The organism is Streptomyces sp. NPDC127108, assembly GCF_042677545.1.
Lineage (GTDB): Bacteria > Actinomycetota > Actinomycetes > Streptomycetales > Streptomycetaceae > Streptomyces.
This window is the reverse complement of the sequence record NZ_JBHXTE010000001.1, coordinates 120906-138899: the sequence shown is the minus strand read 5'-3', so window position 1 is coordinate 138899 and position 17994 is coordinate 120906. Positions and strand designations below refer to the sequence as shown.

Genomic DNA, 17994 nt, shown 5'->3' with positions numbered 1-17994 from the left:
AGACCCGTCACTGAAGGTATCGACGGACGGGGGGCCCGGCGGGCCTGGGGGGACCGACCGGCCCGCCAGGCCCGCCGCAACCAACGAGTCCGACGAGTCCGACCACACCAGCGACACCCATGAGTCCGGCCACACCAGCGCCACCAGCGACTTCAGCGAGAGGGAACCGCACCCATGCGCATCACCGACCCGCCGCGGACCGGCCTGAGCTTCGACGACGTGCTCCTCGTGCCCCAGCGCACCGCGCTGACGAGCAGACGCCAGGCCGACCCCGCGACGGACCTCCTCCCGGGCCTGCGGCTGCGCCTGCCCGTGATCTCCGCCAACACCCAGTGGTGCACGGGCGACCGGATGGCCCGCGCCATGGCCCTGCGGGGCGGCGTCGGCATCCTGCACCGCATGCAGACCGTGGCCCAGCAGGCCCAGCAGCTCGACGCGGTCAAGTCCGCCGAGCCCGGAGCCGAGGACAAGGACCGGGCGACCCTGGACGCCGACGGCCGTCTGGTGGTCGGCGCGGCGGTCGGCGTCACGGGGGACTGGCGCGAGCGCGCCCGGGCCCTGACCGGGCTCGGCGTCGACATCCTCCTGGTTGACGTGGCGCACGGCCACAGCGACCAGGTCATCGACACGGTGCGGGAACTGACCGCGGTCTACCCCCGGACCCCGGTCATCGCGGGCAACGTGGCCACCGCCGCGGGCGTGCGCGACCTCGCGGCGGCGGGCGCGCAGGCGGTGAAGGTCGGCATCGGCCCCGGCGGCGTCTGTACGACGCGGCTCGTCGCCGGGACCGGCGTGCCGCAGCTGACGGCGGTGCTCGACTGCGCCGCCGCGGCGGCCGGGGCGGGCGTGCGGATCATCGCCGACGGCGGCATCCGGCAGGCCGGTGACCTGGCCAAGGCCCTCGCCGCGGGGGCGCACGCCGTCATGCTCGGCTCCGCGCTCGCGGGCGCCGACGAGAGCGCCGCCACGCCCGTGGAGCGGGATGGGCGGGCGTACCGCGTCAGCAACGGCTTCGTCTCGCTCGGCATGGAGCTGACGCTGCGCCGGGCGAACGGCGGCAAGGTCACCCAGGAGGAGGTCGACGACTACGTACCCGAGGGCGTGGAGGCGACCTTTCCCGCCTCCGGGCCGCTGGCCACGACGCTGCGTCAACTCGTCGGCGGCGTGCAGTCGGCGATGAGCTATTCCGGAGCGCCCGACCTGGAAACCTTCCGCGAGAAGGCCGAGTTCATCCGCGTCACCGGCGCGGGCCGCGCGGAGAACGGGCCGCACGCCCGGGAGCGCTCGGTGCAGATCGATGTCGACCACGTCGCGGAGGCCGTACGGACATGACGGACATCCCCCTCGCCCCGAAGTCAACGCACGCGCCCCTCCCACAGGAGTCACCGGCCGCCCTCCGCGCGCAGGAGTCCCGGCATCCGGCCGCGACGCCCGGCATGTGGTCGCGGCGGGGCCCCTACCTCCTGGACTGGGCCTCCTTCGGCACCCTCGTCGACGACCTCGCCGACCAGGTGCGCGCGGACGGCTTCGTGCCCGACGCGGTGCTCGCGCTCGCCCGCGGCGGCCTCACCCCCGCCGGGCATCTGACGTGCGCCCTCGACGTCCCCGCGACGTACGTCGTGCGCGTCCGGCGCACGACCGACGACAGCCGGTACGCCACGAAGACCCCACCCGTCGTCGACAGCGCGGCCCCGCTGCCGCTCGGCGCGGGCCGGCGGCTCCTGGTCGTCGACGACATCGTGGGCACCGGCGAGACGGCCACGGTGATCCTCGACTATCTGGAGGCCGCGGGCCTCGCGGCGGACGACGTCAGGTTCGCCGCGGTCGTCCGCAACCACCGCAGCGCCTACGTGCCCGAGTACTGCGCCGCCGTCATCGACGACTGGATCGTCTTCCCCTGGGAGACGGCCCGCGAGTCCACCGCCGACTGCCGCCCGTTCCCGGCCGGACTGCGGGTGCGCCCATGAGCACGGACACGACCGGACCGGGCGGGCGGCGGCACACCGAGGGCGGCTACCCCGGCAGCGGCCTCACGCGTGTCGTCTGCGCCGCCGAGGTCGGCCTGCCCGGCTGCTACGACGCCGTCGACCTGTACACGTACGACGCTCCGCTCAGCACCCGCGTCGAGGCGGCCCGCACCGTCGCCGACATCGAGCGGACGCACGGCTCCCGGCCCACGGTGGTGTTCACCCACCTCACCGAGCGGCCGGGGGCGCGCGTGCTGTGCCACCCCTATCCACGGGCCGTCCTCCTTGCGGCGCTCACCACCTCCGAGGAGAAGCACCTGCCGGAGATGGCCGACCGCCTCGCGCGGCCGGTTCCCACCGCGTCCGTGCCCGGCCAGGGCGTCGTGGTCCGGCGCGACGTGCCGGGCCTGATGGCCGAGCTGCCGCTGCTTCAGCACCGCCCCGGTGACGCGGGCCCCTACCTGACCGCGGGGGTCGGTGTGACGACCCGCCCGGACGGCAGCGGCGTCAACATGGGGTTCTACCGTGCCCAGGTCGTGGGCCCGGACCGGGCGCGGATCTTCCTCGACCCGCGCACCGACGGGCACCGCAACCTGCGGGAGTGGCTGGCGACCGGCCGCCCCATGCCGATCTCGGTCTTCCTCGGCGCGGACCCGGCGGTCACCGTCGTCGCGGCGTCCCGCCTGCCCGCCGAGGGCGACGACTACGAAATCGCCTCACGCCTGCTCGGCCACCGCATCGGCACCTCGGGCAGTCCGCCGGTGCCGGACGACGCGACGCACGTGATCACCGGCCTCGTGCACGAGGAGGACGAAGTCGAGGGCCCCTTCGGTGAGTTCAAGGGCTACTACGCGGAGGCCCGCCGCAGCAACGTCCTCACGGTGACCGGTGTCTCGGCCACGCCCGGGGCGCCGATGCCGACGATCGTGGCGGGCGCCGAGTCAGGGCTCACTCTGATGAGCTTCCAGAACGAGTACCTGATGTACGCCCACCTGCGCGGGGCGGGTCACCCGATCAGGTCCGTGCGCTATTCCCTGCGGGCCCGGGGCGAGTTCGTGGCGTACATCGAATGCGACGAACCGAGCGCGGAACTGGTGCGGGAGGCGATGGCCTTCGACGTCCGCTCGAAGGTGGTCGTCTGCGGCCCGGACTTGTCCAACCCCGGCCAGGCCCTTGCGACATATGGTTTCACCACGCGCACCGAGCCCTACTACCGCAAGGGACGGGTGGAGGGGGAACGTATAGGTCTGGCCCTGGTCATCCCGCCCGAGGGCCGGCCGACCGAATACTGAGCGACCAGTACCGACCGACCAGTACCGACCGACTAAGACCGACCGGCCGAGACCGACCGAGCGCTTGACGACGACGGAACGAGGACGCAGAGCACGATGAGTCGATTCGCAGAGGCGCTGCCCGCCGCGCTGCTCGTGGTTCCCGGCCCCGGTGGGACCGTGACGTTCATCCAGCAGCTGAAGGGCCCGTACGCCGGGAGCTGGCTGTTGCCCGGCGGCGGCATCGAGCGCGGGGAGGCCGCCGAGGCGGCCGCGCTGCGGGAGGCCCGCGAGGAGACCGGCATCGCGGTGGAGTCCTGCTCCCTCTTCGCCGTCTACGAGTTCACCGGCAAGTGGGCGGAGGGCGACTACCACCTGCTGATGTTCGCCTGCCTCGCCGACCGGGCGTACGAGCTGCCCGTGGGCTACGAGGGCCACAACGTGGGCGAGATCAGGCAGGCGCGCCCCGGGGACATCGCGATGCACTGCACGGACTACCAGATCCTCACCGACGCCGGTCTCACCGCCTACGACGACGAGACCATCGCGCGGGGGCTCGCCGAGGACGGCATCACCATGCGCGCCCACCGGGTGGGCTCCACCAAGCGGTTCATCGCGCCTTGAGCGCCCCGGCGGCCGACACGGCACGGCAGGTGCTCTGTCGGCACGCGATGGTCACCCGGGCGGCCCGCAGCCCCTGGGCTAGGGCGGCCCGGGGGCTCGCGCCGGTGCTGAGGGCGAGCACGAACGCGGACGCGAGCGCGTCTCCGGCGCCCGTGTCGTCCGCGCAGGTGCCGTGCTCGGCGGGCAGGAACAGGATCCCGTCGTACTCCGCGCTGGCCACGGCGGCCCCGGCCGCGCCCGAGGTGACGACGACCGTGCGGGGGCCCAGATGACGCAGCCGCGCGGCCTGCTCGGTCGGCGTCCCGGCCCGGCCCAGGAGCTGCCGGGCCTCGCCCGCGTTCAGGAGCAGGACGTCGTACAGCGGCAGCAGATGGGCGCGCGGGCCGAAGTCGGTCTGGCGCGTGGGCATGCAGCACATGAGGGTGCCGTGCCGTCGGGCCTGCCGGGACGTCCGGGCAAGCAGCTCCTCGGAGAGGCCGCCCTCGGCGACGACGGCTCGGGCGCGGGCGACGCGGGTGTCGAGGGCGGGGCCGCGCAGGGCCGTGGCCGCCGCGGGGTCGGGCAGGGCGATGCGCGAGGCGATCTGCCGACGCAAGCCGTCCAGGGTGACGTCGAAGCGGCCCACGCCGTCGGCGGTGCGCAGGACCTGGAGCCGGACGCCGAGGCGTGTCAGCTCGTCCTCCAACGCCGCCGCGTCCGGGCCGAACCCGGACAGGCCCACGAAGGTCGGCCGGGCGCCGAGCCTCGCCAGATTGACCGCGACGTTGCGGCCCACGCCGCCGTGATGCCGCTCCACGCTCCAGACCGCCTGCGTCCGGCGACCGGCAGCCGAGGTGTGGGTTCCCGCGCTGAAGTACTTGCGGTCCAGCACGAGCGAGCCCATGACGACGATGTCGCCGAGGTGGTCGCGTCGATCACTCATTGGATCGTGCCCCCGAAACAGGTCGTGCCGCCCAGAGAAGTCGTGCCGCCCAGAGAAGTCGTGCCGCTCAGAGAAGTCGTGTCCCCGGACCCAGAGGAAATCTCACGTCGTGGAAGAGAAGGCTGAGAAAGCCGTACGGAGCCACGGAGTTGACGTGCCTTCGGACACCGCCGAGGCGCCCGGCTTCTGGTGGAAGTTCTGGCTGATCTACCTCGCGGGCGTCACCGCCGCGACCAGTATGGGGAAGATTACGCCGGTATCCGTGGAAATGCGAGAGGAGTTGTCGCTCTCTCTCAGTCAAGTGGCGCTCCTCGCCTCCCTGGTGACGGCCGTCGCCGCCGTCCTCGGTCTGCTCGTCAGCTATCTGCTGCGTCCCTACGACCCGCGCCGGATGCTGGTGGGCGGCCTCGTCGTCATGGGCGTCGCGGGCCTCTTCTGCGCCCACACCGGGAGCTTCGGCGCGCTGTTCGGCGGGCGGCTGCTGGAGAGTGTCGGCTACGTGATCGTGGTGATCGTCGCGCCGGTCCTGCTCTTCGGCCTGGGCAGCGGCAGCCGACTGACGTCCGCGCTCGCCATCTGGGGCACGTTCATGCCCGTGGGCCTCGCGGTCGGTTCGTTCGCGGGCGGTGTCCTGTCCACGTGGTTCGACTGGCAGGGCTGGCTGACGATCGCGGGGGCCGTGACGCTGGTGGTCGCGGTCGCGACGACGCGGCTGCCCGCGGACATCGCCGCAGGCCGCCCGGCACCCGCGCGCGCCGCCCACGGGGTCAGTGCGAAGGGGCACCCCCGAAACCTGCGCAGCCGTGTACGCAGGCTGGCGCGCCCCATCGCGCTGGGCGCGGGCTTCGCCACGATCAGCGGCGCGATCGTCACCTGCGTCACCCTCTACCCCACGTATCTGCACGAGGAGTTCGACGTCCCCACCGAGACCGCGGGAACGCTCACCGGCATCGTGTCCTTCGTCGGTGTCGCCGGTGGCTTCCTGGCCAGCGCCCTGCTGCGCCGGGGCAAGGACGTGAAGCACCTGTTCCTGGTCGCGCTGCTCATGCCGGCCGGAGCGTTCGCCGCCTTCGGCGGGGTGGGCGGCACCTGGGGCTCCGTGAGCAGCGCCCTGGTGGTCGCGCTCAGCAACGAACTGGTCGTGGCGTCGGTCTTCGCGGCCATTCCCCTCGCCGTGCGCGCCACCTCCGACATGGACGCCGCGAACGGCCTGGTCGCCCAACTCGGCAGCATCGGCGCGCTCGCCGCCCCGCCCCTGGTGGGCCTCGCCGTCACCGTGGCCGACGGCTGGTGGGCGGTCGGCCCGTGCCTGCTGGTCGGCACCGGCGCGGGGACGGTGCTGCTGTGCCTCGCGACGCGCGCGGCGTCCGCGCCGGATTTGTCACACGCGTAGCTAGTGGTTCACGCCTCCCTCGCCGACGGTGGTCCCTCCTGTGCGCGTGGAAGGACTCGGGGAGGGGTTCAACCGTGAGACGTAGGCGTTTTGTGGCAGGGATGACCGGGGCGCTCTCGGGGATCGTGCTCGGCGTGGACCCGGTCCGGGCTGCCACGTCGGCCGCCCGCGCGCCAGGCTGGCAGCCCGTACCGGCACCAGGCAGCACCCCGGCCGCCCAACTGCGCCGCATCGCCGCCGCCGGTGCCGGACTGGGGTGGGCCGTGGGCGAGGAGAACCTGGCAGGACCCTCGCGCGGCCGTGCCCTCGCCATGCTGTGGAACGGCAGCGCCTGGACGAAGACCGACCTGTCGCACCTGGAGCACAGCCGGTTGAGCGACGTCTCCGGTACGTGCGCGACCTCGGCGTGGAGTGTCGGCATGCCCACGGGGACGGCGAGCCCGCTGCTGCGGTGGGACGGGACCACCTGGCGCACGGCCGCGTTCCCGGGGCAGGGCGAGTCGGGCGTCCGCCTGGAGGGCGTCGCGGTCGGCGCCGACCGGCAGGTGTGGATCTGCGGCACCCGGGGCGGCGCGGCCCGCCTGCTGCACGGGGACGGGCAGCAGTGGCGGTGGCTGGACCCGCTGCCGGTCGCGAGCGCGAACCTGTACCGGGTCGTCCTCGCCGCCTCGGGCGAGGTGTGGGTGAGCGGTGACCAGGCGTCCGGCGGCGGCTGGGCAGGGCTCGTCGCCCGCTGGGACGGGGCGTGGACGGTCCTGCCCCCGGTCACGGGCGCCCGGCTCAGCGTCAGCGATGTGCACCCGGCCGCCCCGGACGACGTCTGGGCGGTGGGCACCGACGCGGGCGTCGGCGGCCCGCCCGGACGCCCCGGCAACCCGGCCCTGAGCCACTGGGACGGCACGGCCTGGACCCGCGTACAACCGGGCTTCACCGTCGGCGCGTTGTCCGGCATCGCCGCCGACGCGCAGGGCCGCGCGGCGTGGATATCGGGCTGGAACTACCAGGACCAGAGCCGCACCACCTACCTGCGCAGGGACGGCGACACCTGGACCGTGGTGCGCGGCCCCGCGGGACCGGCCTCGGCGCCGTACCTCAACGACGTCGTCCCCATCCCCGGCACCACGGGCTACTGGTCGGCGGGGATGACGAGGCCCGTCCCGGCCCCGCCGACCGAGGCGTACACGGAACGCTTCGAAGCCTGAGCCGGGCTCACTTGAGCCGGGCTCACCCCGAGCCGGACCGGCCTGCGCGGGGCTGGCCCGAGCGGGACTCAGTCGATCACCGCGGTGGCTTCGAGCTCGACCAGATGATCGGGCACGTCCAGTGCCGCGACGCCCAACAGCGTGGCCGGCGGCACGGGCGTGCTCCCCAGCTTCGCGGCCGCCCGGGAGATCCCCTCCAGGAGCTGCGGCATCTTCTCGGGGCTCCAGTCGACGACGTACACGGTCAGCTTCGCCACGTCGGCAAAGGAAGCACCGACCTCGGCAAGGGCGGTGGCGACGTTGAGGTAGCACTGTTCGACCTGCGCGGCGAGGTCGTCCGCGCCGACGGTGACTCCGCCGACGTCCCAGGAGACCTGCCCGGCGATGAACACGAGCTTGGACCCGGTCGCGATCGACACCTGCCGGTACGCGTCGATCTCGGGCAATCCACTGGGGTTGACCAGGGTGATGGCCATGCTGTCCGCCTCCTTGCCATGAGCACCCGCGAGGCCGCACACAGCCGCCCGGACCAGAGCACTCTCGGTTTCCTTTGGTTACTCGGGAACGCTAAGAGAGTCCGCGCTGACCTGGAAGAACGCACTTTTCGGTGACTGGGGAACCTGAAGGTGACCCAGCAGCTCAGAGCCTGAATCCGTGGCCAAGAGCGCTCCGAGGGAGCGCGTGGATCTCGGGATGGATGAGGGAGAGCAGGCGCTCAGCTTGTTCTTCGGCCTCCGAGCCGTCAGTCGGTCAGGGCAGCCGTGAACACATCGTGGTGCGCCGTCAGCCACTCTTGGATGCGGTCCCAACGCTGCCAGCCACCGCGCTCGGACAGAGCCCGGGTGTAGACGGGGTCACCGGTGGCCACTCGGTCGGCGACGAAGGCCCGGCAGGACGCGGTGGCCTCTTCGATGACGTCGGGCAGTTCGGCCCGCTCCTGTACGGAGAGGCCGTAGCTGTCGGCGAGGATCCGCAGTCGCGTCGGGGCATCCGGCCCTGCGGGATAGTGAGCCGCCGCGGTCGCGGGATCGAGCATGGGAACCCAGTAGCGGGCGGTCATGGCGACGTCCCACACCGCCCGGCCGGGGGCCGCCAGGTCGAAGTCGATCAGGGCCACGGCACGGCCGTCGCGGAAGACGACGTTGTCGGGGCACACATCGTTGTGGCACAGCATCGTCCCTCCCTCCGGGTCGGACAGGGACCGGGGCCACTCGGCGCCCGCGTCGACCGCGATGGCTGCGCCGGCATCGTGCAGACGCCGCAGCAGGCTCCCCACCGATCGCAACGCGGACTCGGTCATGACCCAGCGCGGATACGGCGGTAGAGCGACGTCGCCGGGGATGAAGGTCAGCTGTTCTCGTCCGTCCGCGGTGAGCCGGACCGGCCTCGGAGCCGCGTCGAACCCGTGCTCTGCGAGTGCGACCAGATGGGCATGAAGTGCGCGTGCGGTGCGCGGTGCCGGGCGCTCCACCACGGCACCGTGGCGGAAGACCGCGCCCGCGTTCGCCATGCCGCCGACCAGGGCTTCGCCCTCTGCCATCTCGCCCTCAGCCGTCATGTTGATCACGCTACCGTAGGGTCAACCCCCGTACGCCGCACCGGAGTACCCCCTCTCCTTGCAAGGGCAAACCCCCTCGTCGATGCGGTGGATCACCCCAATGTGCCCGGTGCCCTGGGGACGGCAGAGTCCAGTCATGACCTTCACACGTTTAAGCGGAAGAATTTCGACGTCCGGCGTGCTCGCCCTGGTGTGCGCCACGACCGTGCTTGCGGGCACCGGGTACGCGGACAGCAAGGACGCCTCCGCACCCACCGATCAGCGCGCCTCCGCACCGACCCCCCAGGCCACCCACCCCCAGCAAGCCGCCGCGCGCGGCTCGGTGGTCTCCGTGACTCCCGTGGTGGATCTGGACGCCGAGGAAGTCGCGGCCCGCATCAAGAAGGCCGGCATCGAGGCGAAGCCGGGGCAGGTGCGCTACGGGGTCCGCGCGTACCGGATCGTGTACCGCACGGTCGACACCCAAGGCCGTCCCACCACGGCCAGCGAACTGGTCGCGGTGCCCAGGAACGGCGACCGTGAACTGCGTGTCGTGTCCTGGTTGCACGGCACCGAGGTGTTCCGGGGCGAGGTGGCCTCGGTCAACGACGAGTCGACGGACCGGGATTCGGCGCTGCTGTTCGCCTCGACCGGGCTCGCGGTGTCCGCCCCGGACTACCTCGGCCTGGGGGAGGGCCCCGGATCCCACCCCTACGGGCATCCCAAGGCGACGGTCACCGCGCCGCAGGACGGGCTGCGGGCGGCGCGCTCCTTCGTCCGGCGCGACGGCCGCGACCTCGACCGGCGCGTTCTCATCAGTGGGTTCTCGCAGGGCGGGCCCGCCACGATGATGCTGGGCCGGGCCCTGCAACAGGGCATCGACCCGTATTTCCGCCTGGGCGCTCTCGCGCCGATCGCGGGCCCCTTCGACCTGACCGGTTTCGAGGCCGCCGCGGCGGACGACGGGATCGAGCGTTCCTCGCTCTACCTCGCCTACTTCGCGACCGCGTGGAACCGCATGTACGGCCTCTACGCCACGCCCAAGGACGCCTTCCGCGCCCCGTACGACAAGACGGTGGAGTCGCTCTTCGACGGGAACCACACCGGGGCCGAGATCGGGGCCGCGCTGCCGAAGACGTCGAAGGAGCTGTTCACCGCGGACTTCCTCGACAAGATCCGCAACCCCACGGGTGAACTCCGGCGGAACCTGAAGGTCCTGGACACCACCTGTGACTGGCGTCCGCAAGTCCCCGTCCACCTCTTCCACTCCAAGGCCGACGAGGACGTCCTCTTCAAGAACTCCGAGCACTGCGCGCGCCAACTGGCCTCCAACGGCGCCGCACACCAGCTCAGCGAGGTCAAGGATGCCGACAGCCACAGCACGACGGTCGTGAAGGTTCTGCCGCAGGTGGCACGAGAGTTCAACGCCACCCGCTGACCCGCTGCCCGCGACACCCCGGCCCGTCACGAACCGGCGAGTCCGGCCGTGCATCCGTACAAAGGTTTGCCCGTTCGCTCGTCGTGGCGATTTCCCTCCTCGTGTTCATGACGAGAAGCTGATCGATGGCATCGCCATCGGCGCCTGGTCGGCGCACGGCTTCCTGAGGGAGAGTCACCGTGAGGACCATCGAGCACGTCGTGTCGAGGCACCACCCGGCGTTCGTCGTCCCGGCCCTGCACCTGGGGCTCGGCCGGGACGACAAGGTCTATCTGGTGCTCGGCGGTCGCACGGACGGGCAGGCGCTACGGCTCGCGTCGGACGGCTCGCAACAGCGGTTCGGGCGGGTTGGGTACGCGGCGCTTGCCATCACGGCCACCGCCGACGGCGTGATCGCGACCGCCGAGGCCCACTTCCCGCACCGGATCGACTTCTGGGACAAGGACTTCAACTCCCTCGGCAGCATCGACGACTTCACCGGAAACGACACGGACGGCTACTACGCACCTTCGGCCGTCGAGGCGACTTCGAACGGCTGGTTCTACGCCATCGACCAGCACCGCAGACAGGTGGTCCGGCTGAAGCCCGGCACCGTGGGCGAGCGCATCACCCTCACAGGCCTCGACCAGGACGCCACTTCCAAGAGGGTCCCGGTGGGGTTGCGGGTGGCCGAGGGCCTCGGGCTGATCTACACCGCATGGCCCACGGCCGGGCCCGGGCTCATCTGTGTCTCGAAGCTCGACGGGTCGTATGTGCGGACCATCAAGACGAAGCCCGCTGGCTTCACCTTCGGCGGCTATGACGTGGACGACGAAGGCTGTCTCCACGTCTCCACCGGCCTGGAGAAGGAGCCGGATCGGCGGCAGGTCACCGTCTACGACGCGCAAGGTCAGGTCAAGCGCACGGTCACCCTGGCCCTGCCCGACGACCCGTACAAGATCCAGTACCTCAGGGTCCGCAACAAGCTCTACTACGTGAAGCGCAACGACCCCAAGTACCTGTTCGAGGTGTACGACTTCAGCGGGGGCCTCGTGCGCCAGGTCGGGGCCGACGTCGAGCGGCTCGCCGTGTCGTACGAGGCGGACCAGTGGACCGCAGGCCGGAAGATGCCGCTGACGGTCACCCACGAGCGGGGCCGGTGGTCCGACGACCCGCGCTTCCGGGTGTGGCTGCGGCCGCTGGGCGTACCGGAGTTCACCGAACTCCCGCTCACCGCCGGGGCGGTCACCCCACCCGCCGACGCGCGGGGCCTGTACCACCTGCGGGTGTCGCCCGACGTCGCCGGACGGCTCAGCGACTACGTCGTGGACGGCATCGTCGAGGTCCGGACACCCGACAGCACCAAGGGCTCGCTGTCCCTGATGACCTGCCGCGTCGTCATCGGTGAGGGCGGCGCCGAGACGTTCACCGCCCTGAACCGCTTCTCGTACGGCCGGGGCGAACCCATCACCGTGCGCGTCGTGGCCCGCGTCGCCGACGGCACGCCCCTGCCGGGCACCGCGCGCGTGCGGGTGCTGCGGGACGGGGCGGAGGTCCACGCCGAGAACGTCACCCTGACGGACGGCAGGGGCCGCATGGAACTCAGCGCCCAGTACACCGGCACGCTGGAGCCCGGGCGCTACGTCATCGACGCCGAGCAACTGCCCGGCTTCACCGTCGCCCCGCAACACCTCGACCTCGGACCCGGACTGGTGCGGCGGCCGGACTTCCACATCACCTGGTACAGCGACATCTACGCCAACAACCACGCGAGCATCCCCTCCGACCCCCGGGACGTCGTCAGGGACCCGTCGACGCAGCGCCTGCCGGCCTTCGCGGACCTCCCGGACACCGTCCAGGACCACGTCGCGAGGGCCGAGAAGCTCGGGCTCAACCTCTTCGTCGACCGGCTCGGCCTCGTGTGGCCCAAGTCGTTCAAGGACGGCGCCGCCGACGCCGCCATCGTCGGCCGGCTGAAGCTGTCGAAGATCGCCGTGCACTGGGACAAGGCGATGTTCGAGGACCCGGCCCGCCGCACCATCGCCGGATACGGCGCCCGCGGCATGGAGGAACAGGCGGTCCTCTACGCCAACGACACCTATCTGCCGCTGACCTGGCCTGGGAACCACGAGGAACGCAAGTATCCGGCGCTGGAGAGCGACCTGCGGAGCGTCACCGACAGCCTGCACACCTACACGGCGTTCCGGGGCTGGACCTGGGGCGCGAACTGGTGGGTGCCCGCCCTCGGCGCGGCCGCCGCGGAGAACGAGGACCAGCGCAAGAAGTACACCGACGCCCTGCAACACGTCGAGGAGCCCGGCGGCTGGGCGCCGATCCTCGACACCGTCACCGACCGCTCGATCGCGCTCAAGCCCGCCGACGGGGTCCGGTTCCGCGGCGTCCTGAACGAGCACTTCCCCGGCAAGGTCAGCGCGATGACCGCCCCCTACCGGGCACCACAGACCCTGCCCCCGGTCCTGTTCGCGTCCGCCGACGAGGTCGACCTGCACTACCAGGGCGAGCAGCTCCAACTCCTCGGCTCCACCGCCCACATGGTCGACTACTACCGACGCCCCGGCAAACCGGCCTGGGGCCACCCGGAACTGTTCAACGACGACGGCACCGGCGGCATGATCCTGCCGACCCTGCTGCAACAGGTGATGCGGGGCGCCAACGGCACCGGCATGACCGGCGACCAGGGCGCCTACCACCTGGAGGGCATCACCGCCCTCGACGACCGCGACGCGGGCAGCGGCGGCAGGCCCGGCGACCCCCGCTCCGGCGGCGCGGGCCGCACCTCGATGCTGCGCGCCGCGTTCGACCTGAGCACCCGCCTCGGCCCCACGACCGCGGCCGCCCGCAACGCCGACCGCGTCGCGATCGTCGTCTCCACCCGCATGCAGCGCCTGGAGACCTCGCAGGGCCTCAGCAGCAAGTACTTCATGCGGCTCTACGAGGCGTACACCGCCTGCCTGTACGCCCACCGCCCGGCCACCTTCGTCTTCACCGAGGACGTCAGCGCCGACGTCCTGCGCGGCTACGACGCCGTCCTGCTCATCGGCCAGCGCACCGACCTGGACCCGCGCCTCGCCACGGCGCTGGCCGAAGTGAGCCAAGGGCCGGGCGCCGTGCCCGTCTACGCCGACGACAGCTGCGTCCAGCGCCACAAGGACGCCTACCGCTCCCTCGGCACCGCCTTCACCCGCGTCGAGAGCGACGAGACGCCCCAGAGCGACGACGACTCCTACCGCCGCCTCCGCCAGGTCTTCCTCGACCAGGCCGCCAAGGTCACCACCGCCCTCAAGGACGTCGTCGCCCCGGTCGCCGAGTGCGACAACCCCGAGGTGCTGCTCAGCGAGCGCAAGACCGGGAGCACCACGTACATCTGGGCGGTCAACAACACACTCCTCGACTGGGAGCCGGGCCTGGTCTGGCGCGTGGGCCTGCGGTGCGGCCACCGCGTGCCCGTGACGGCGAGGCTGAAGGTGGCGCTGCCCGCGCGGCACCAGGTCGTCGACGTGCTCACCGGGGAGCAGGTGAGCCTCGTCGGCGGGGAGTTCACCGCGGACCTGCGCACCGTTCCCGCCCGGCTCTACGCCGTCGTCCCGCAGACGCACGACCCGCTGCCGCCCCCGGCCGAGTACGCCTTCGGGCCGCACGTGCGCGACATCGCGGTGGCCGCCGACGGCCGCACCGCCGCGCTCACCGCCTTCAACTGGGACCAGAACCTCTACGGCCTCGACCTCGCCACCGGCACCACACGCTGGCGCCGCCGCCTCGGCCACCACTTCGCCTACACCCCCAGCGCCCCCGGCACCGGCTTCGCCGCACAGGGCTTCGACGTGCACAGCCCCGAGGGCTACCACCTGTACCTGCTGAACACCGACGGCTCGCCCCGGCGCCGCTTCGCCCTGTTCGGCCTCGCCAAGAAGGCCACCGACTGGACCAAGGGCGAGTGGGGCCACGACTACGGCCTGAACAACTTCGCGACCGCGCCCGGCGGTTCCTGGGTCGCCACCTCCGGCGACCTGGGCCTCGCGCTGTGGGACAACCAGGAGGGCGGGACGCGCGAGAGGTGGGCGCACGAGTGGTGGAAGACAGGCGAGCGGACCCCGCTGCGGCTCCTCGCCCTCGACGACGACACCCTCATCACCTTCGCCGCGAACACGATCACCGGAGTCGCCGCCGCGGACGGCTCTACCCTGTGGTCGATCCCCACCGCCGAGGGAAGCTTCGGCGGCGGCGTCGTCAGCGGCGACCGGCGCACCGCGGTGATCTGGTCGGACGCCGACGGCGGCCGCGTGTACGTGATCCGCGGCGGCGCCCTCGTCGCCACGCTTCCCACCGCCGCCAGTGAGGTCTCCGTCAGCGCCGACGGCTCGTTCCTCGCGGTCACCTTCCGCAACCAGCTCAAGGCCTTCGACTCCCAGCGCGGACTGCTGTGGACGTACACCGGGGACGACCTGCTGCGCCGCCCCCGCGTCTCACCGGACGGCACCCGCGTCGCCGTCGGTAGCGAACTCGGCACCCTCGCCGTCCTGCGGCGCGACGGCACCCGGCTCACCACCAAGGACCTCAAGGCGCTCCCGGTCCCGGCCTGGCTGCCCGACGGCGGCCTCCTCGTCGCGACCTGGACGGGCACCGCGATCCGCTACACCACCGACCTCGGCGAACGCTGGCGGACCCGGCTGACCCCGTCCGAGACCGACATCCGCCCCGAGCTCCTCACCCCCGACCCCGTCCCGGTGGTCCGCCGTGCGGGCTGGGGCAACACGACCGCGACCAAGGACCTGACCCCCAACCTGATCAAGACCACGTCCGCCCTCCTGGACGTGCGCCTCGTCAGCCCGACCCGGTACGTCGACCTCGGCAAGCAGAACGCGGTCGCACTGCTCACCGACGGCCGCCCCGACGCCCCGGCCAACCCGTGGGTGCCCTGGTCGGTCATCGGCGCCGTCCGCATCCAGGACGGGCAGGAGCTCCTGTTCACCGTCGACACCTTCCGCACGCAGGTCCAGCTGACCGGAGTGACCTTCGCCGAGGACCCGGCCCACCCCGTGTCGTGGCTCCGCGACGTCCAACTGCAGTGGTGGGACACCAAGGCCGGACTCTGGAAGGACGGCCCGAAGCTCCTCTCCGACGCGGGCGCCGTGCATACCCACACCTTCGCGCCCCTGTCCTCCTCCCGCTTCCGGCTCCGCACCACCGGCGGCGGCATCTGGCCCGTGGGGAACATCCGGCTCGGTGAACTCGTCTTCCACGGCACCGTGGTGGGCAACTCCCACCGGGACGTGCTGGCGGGGAACGCGCTCGCCGTCCTCTTCGACGACCGGGAGGACGACGTGCGCGACATCGTCGAGGACAGCACGGCGGCCGACATCCAGATCGGGGGCGCGGCCGTGGGGACCAGGTGCCTGCGGCTGAAGAAGCCCGTGGAGCGCTACCCCACGTCGAGGGTGCCCTTCGGGCACGCCATGCACGACTGGGACTTCAGGATCGTGGAGAACCCGGGCGCCCCGGGCGAATACCGCTACCTCCAGTTCGCCTGGAAGGCCCTCAGCGACCGCACCACGGGGATCAGCGTCCGGCTGGGGCCCGCGAAGTCCGCGCCCGTCTTCTCGGCGTCCATCGGCGACTCGCGCTGGCCACCGCAGACGTCCATGGTCGAGAAGCGGTTCGGGGGCCGTGTCCCCGCCGACTGGGAGGTCGTGCGCCTGGACCTGTGGAAGTTCACCGCCGGAGCGGTGAAGGTGGTCGACCAGCTCGCCCTGCGCAGCAACGGCGACGGCGCCCTGTTCGACCAGATCGTGCTCGCCCGCACCGAGGACGCACTGCCCGACCTGCCCTGGCCCCAGTCGACGTGACACCCGGTGGCCCGGACGCCGGCTAGGCCCGTACTTCGCAGGTCGTTGATTCGTTTGGTGTGACCGGTTCGGTGGTGTCCTGGGCCGGTGGTGTGGCGTTGGATCGGGTGTGTCGATGACTTCCCGGTCTCCGCGGCCACGGGCTCAGCGTCAGCGTCTTGAAGTGGCGGTGACGTCCGTGGTGGAGAAGCGTCTGGGCGCTCTGCCTGTCGCTGCCGAGTTTCTGCGCCAGCTGGATGTCGCTGGGATTGTCGACGAGGTATGTCCTGGTGGTGCGAGTGCGCTGGTGACGCACGGACAGGTGGTCGAGGCGTTGGTGGCCAACCGGCTGACCTCGCCGGCGCCGCTGGTGCGGGTGGAGGACTGGGCCAGGTGCTGGGCGGTGGAGGAGGTCTTCGGGATCGAGTCCGGTCTGCTCAACGATGATCGTCTGGCCCGGGCACTGGACGCGATCGCTCCGCACCTGGAGCACATCGCGGGCACGGTCGGGGCGCGGGCGATCGGTGAGTTCGGGATCGACGTGGCCCGGATGCACTGGGACATGACCAGCATGTCCGTGCACGGAGCCTTCCCGGCTGAGGGCCAGGACGAGGACTTCCCCGTCACGGCCACGGGCATCCCAAGGACCGGCGCTTTGATCTCAAGCAGGTCCAGGCCGGGCTTGCGGTGTCGGCCGACGGCGGCATCCCGCTCCACGCCCGGGTCTTCGGCGGTGGTGCGGCCGAGGTCAGCCAGGTCGTCGGCGCGATGAAGGACCTGCGGGCCATGGCCGGTGAGCGCGACTTCCTGATGGTCGCCGACTCCAAGCTGGTGTCCTACTCCAACATCCGTGCCCTGCTCGCGGCCGGGGTGCGGTTCATCGCCCCGGCCCCGGCCGCGCAGGTCAAGGACGAGGTCTATGCCGCCCTCGGCCTCGCGCAGGCCGCTGTCGTGGACTGGACCCCGGACCGGGAGGCGGGCAAGCCCGCCGAGCTGCGCGAGACCTACCGCGTGCTGGAGGACGCCCACACCCTGACGGGCCCCGCAAGAGCGATCCGCCGCTCACCGTGCGGCGGATCCTGGTCCACTCCACCGCCAACGCCGCCGGCCGGCAAGCCGCCCGGAACAAACGCCTGGCCAAAGCCACCGAGGATCTGAACAAGCTCACTGCTGCGGCCGGCGGACGCCACTACAGGACCCGGGAGAAGATCGTCGCCCGGATCGGTGTCATCGCCGCCAAGCGCCGCGTCACCTCCTGTCTGCGCTGGACCGTCACCGACAACGACGACGGCACCCCGGTCCTGGCCTGGCACTTCGACACCAGCGTGCTGAAGGCCGAATCTGCTGTCGACGGCTGGTACGCACTGCTGACGTCCGTCCCCGCCGACCAGGCAGATGCCGGGCAGGCCCTGATCCACTACAAGGGCCAGGGCACGGTCGAACGCAGATACCACGACTTCAAGGGCCCGCTCGCGATTGCGCCGGTCTTCGTCCAGCACAACCGGCGCGTCGCAGCCCTCATCCAGGTCATCTGCCTGGCCCTGCTGGTCTTCTGTCTGATCGAACGCCAGGTCAGACGGGCGCTCGGCCCCGAGCAGACCATGAGCGGTCTCTACCCCGACAACCGCCGCGTCCGCCCCACCGGCCGCATGATCTTCTACCACCTCGGCGAACTCACCCTGCAGATCGGCAACATCACCGACCCGCCCACCGTCCAGATCACCCGCGGCGTCCAACTCCACCTCCTCGACCTGCTCGACACCGACATCGGACAGACCCGCTGGCCGCAGACCTGAAACGGTGACCGCGAAGTCCGGG

General features: G+C 71.8%; 14 protein-coding genes. 11 read left to right on the top strand and 3 right to left on the bottom strand.

From position 1 onward, the window contains the following. The first annotated feature begins 174 nt into the window (after positions 1-174). From ACFVHO_RS00580 to ACFVHO_RS00565, 4 genes are all read left to right on the top strand, one after another. Positions 175-1332 (top strand): IMP dehydrogenase, encoded by a 1158-nt coding sequence (locus tag ACFVHO_RS00580; RefSeq protein ID WP_385708034.1) that lies wholly within the window; start codon positions 175-177, stop codon positions 1330-1332. Beyond that, positions 1329-1967, top strand: coding sequence for a phosphoribosyltransferase (locus ACFVHO_RS00575; protein WP_385708031.1), 639 nt, complete (start codon positions 1329-1331; stop codon positions 1965-1967). The genes ACFVHO_RS00580 and ACFVHO_RS00575 overlap by 4 nt, the downstream gene beginning before the upstream one ends. Continuing rightward, the gene (locus tag ACFVHO_RS00570) at positions 1964-3259 is read left to right on the top strand and encodes a UbiD family decarboxylase (RefSeq protein WP_385708028.1); all 1296 of its coding nucleotides are present in this window, start codon (positions 1964-1966) and stop codon (positions 3257-3259) included. Before ACFVHO_RS00575 ends, ACFVHO_RS00570 begins: the two co-directional genes overlap by 4 nt. Positions 3260-3355: 96 nt before the next feature. Then, positions 3356-3862 (top strand): NUDIX domain-containing protein, encoded by a 507-nt coding sequence (locus ACFVHO_RS00565; RefSeq protein ID WP_385708025.1) that lies wholly within the window; start codon positions 3356-3358, stop codon positions 3860-3862. On the opposite strand, the gene ACFVHO_RS00560 is transcribed toward ACFVHO_RS00565, so the two are convergent. Next, positions 3849-4784 (bottom strand): carbohydrate kinase family protein, encoded by a 936-nt coding sequence (locus tag ACFVHO_RS00560; RefSeq protein ID WP_385708022.1) that lies wholly within the window; start codon positions 4782-4784, stop codon positions 3849-3851. The two genes, ACFVHO_RS00565 and ACFVHO_RS00560, sit on opposite strands and share 14 nt — an antisense overlap. A gap of 154 nt (positions 4785-4938) precedes the next feature. Between ACFVHO_RS00560 and ACFVHO_RS00555 the strand changes: the two genes are divergently transcribed. Continuing rightward, positions 4939-6177, top strand: a complete 1239-nt coding sequence (locus ACFVHO_RS00555) for a CynX/NimT family MFS transporter (protein ID WP_385708019.1) — start codon at positions 4939-4941, stop codon at positions 6175-6177. Between the two features lie 101 nt (positions 6178-6278). Then, on the top strand, positions 6279-7379 hold the full coding sequence (locus ACFVHO_RS00550; RefSeq protein WP_385708016.1) for a hypothetical protein: 1101 nt from the start codon (positions 6279-6281) through the stop codon (positions 7377-7379). A gap of 68 nt (positions 7380-7447) precedes the next feature. Here ACFVHO_RS00550 and ACFVHO_RS00545 read toward each other — a convergent pair whose 3' ends face one another. Continuing rightward, positions 7448-7855, bottom strand: coding sequence for a RidA family protein (locus ACFVHO_RS00545; protein WP_385708013.1), 408 nt, complete (start codon positions 7853-7855; stop codon positions 7448-7450). 266 nt (positions 7856-8121) lie between these two features. Then, positions 8122-8937, bottom strand: coding sequence for a phosphotransferase enzyme family protein (locus ACFVHO_RS00540; protein ID WP_385708010.1), 816 nt, complete (start codon positions 8935-8937; stop codon positions 8122-8124). A gap of 136 nt (positions 8938-9073) precedes the next feature. Here ACFVHO_RS00540 and ACFVHO_RS00535 point away from each other — a divergent pair, with 136 nt between their 5' ends. From ACFVHO_RS00535 to ACFVHO_RS00515, 5 genes are all read left to right on the top strand, one after another. Then, a complete protein-coding gene (locus ACFVHO_RS00535) occupies positions 9074-10354 on the top strand; it encodes a lipase family protein (RefSeq protein WP_385708007.1) in 1281 nt (426 codons plus the stop codon). Positions 10355-10533: 179 nt separating this feature from the next. Next, entirely contained in the window at positions 10534-16197 is a 5664-nt protein-coding gene (locus ACFVHO_RS00530) for a WD40 repeat domain-containing protein (RefSeq protein WP_385708004.1), read from the top strand. Positions 16198-16312: 115 nt separating this feature from the next. After that, positions 16313-16948 carry a DUF4277 domain-containing protein gene (locus ACFVHO_RS00525; protein ID WP_385708600.1) on the top strand — a complete coding sequence of 212 codons (636 nt, stop codon included), beginning with the start codon at positions 16313-16315 and terminating at the stop codon, positions 16946-16948. After that, positions 16945-17334, top strand: a complete 390-nt coding sequence (locus ACFVHO_RS00520) for a hypothetical protein (protein ID WP_385708002.1) — start codon at positions 16945-16947, stop codon at positions 17332-17334. Before ACFVHO_RS00525 ends, ACFVHO_RS00520 begins: the two co-directional genes overlap by 4 nt. Beyond that, positions 17244-17972, top strand: coding sequence for a hypothetical protein (locus ACFVHO_RS00515; protein WP_385707999.1), 729 nt, complete (start codon positions 17244-17246; stop codon positions 17970-17972). Before ACFVHO_RS00520 ends, ACFVHO_RS00515 begins: the two co-directional genes overlap by 91 nt. Positions 17973-17994 lie beyond the last annotated feature (22 nt).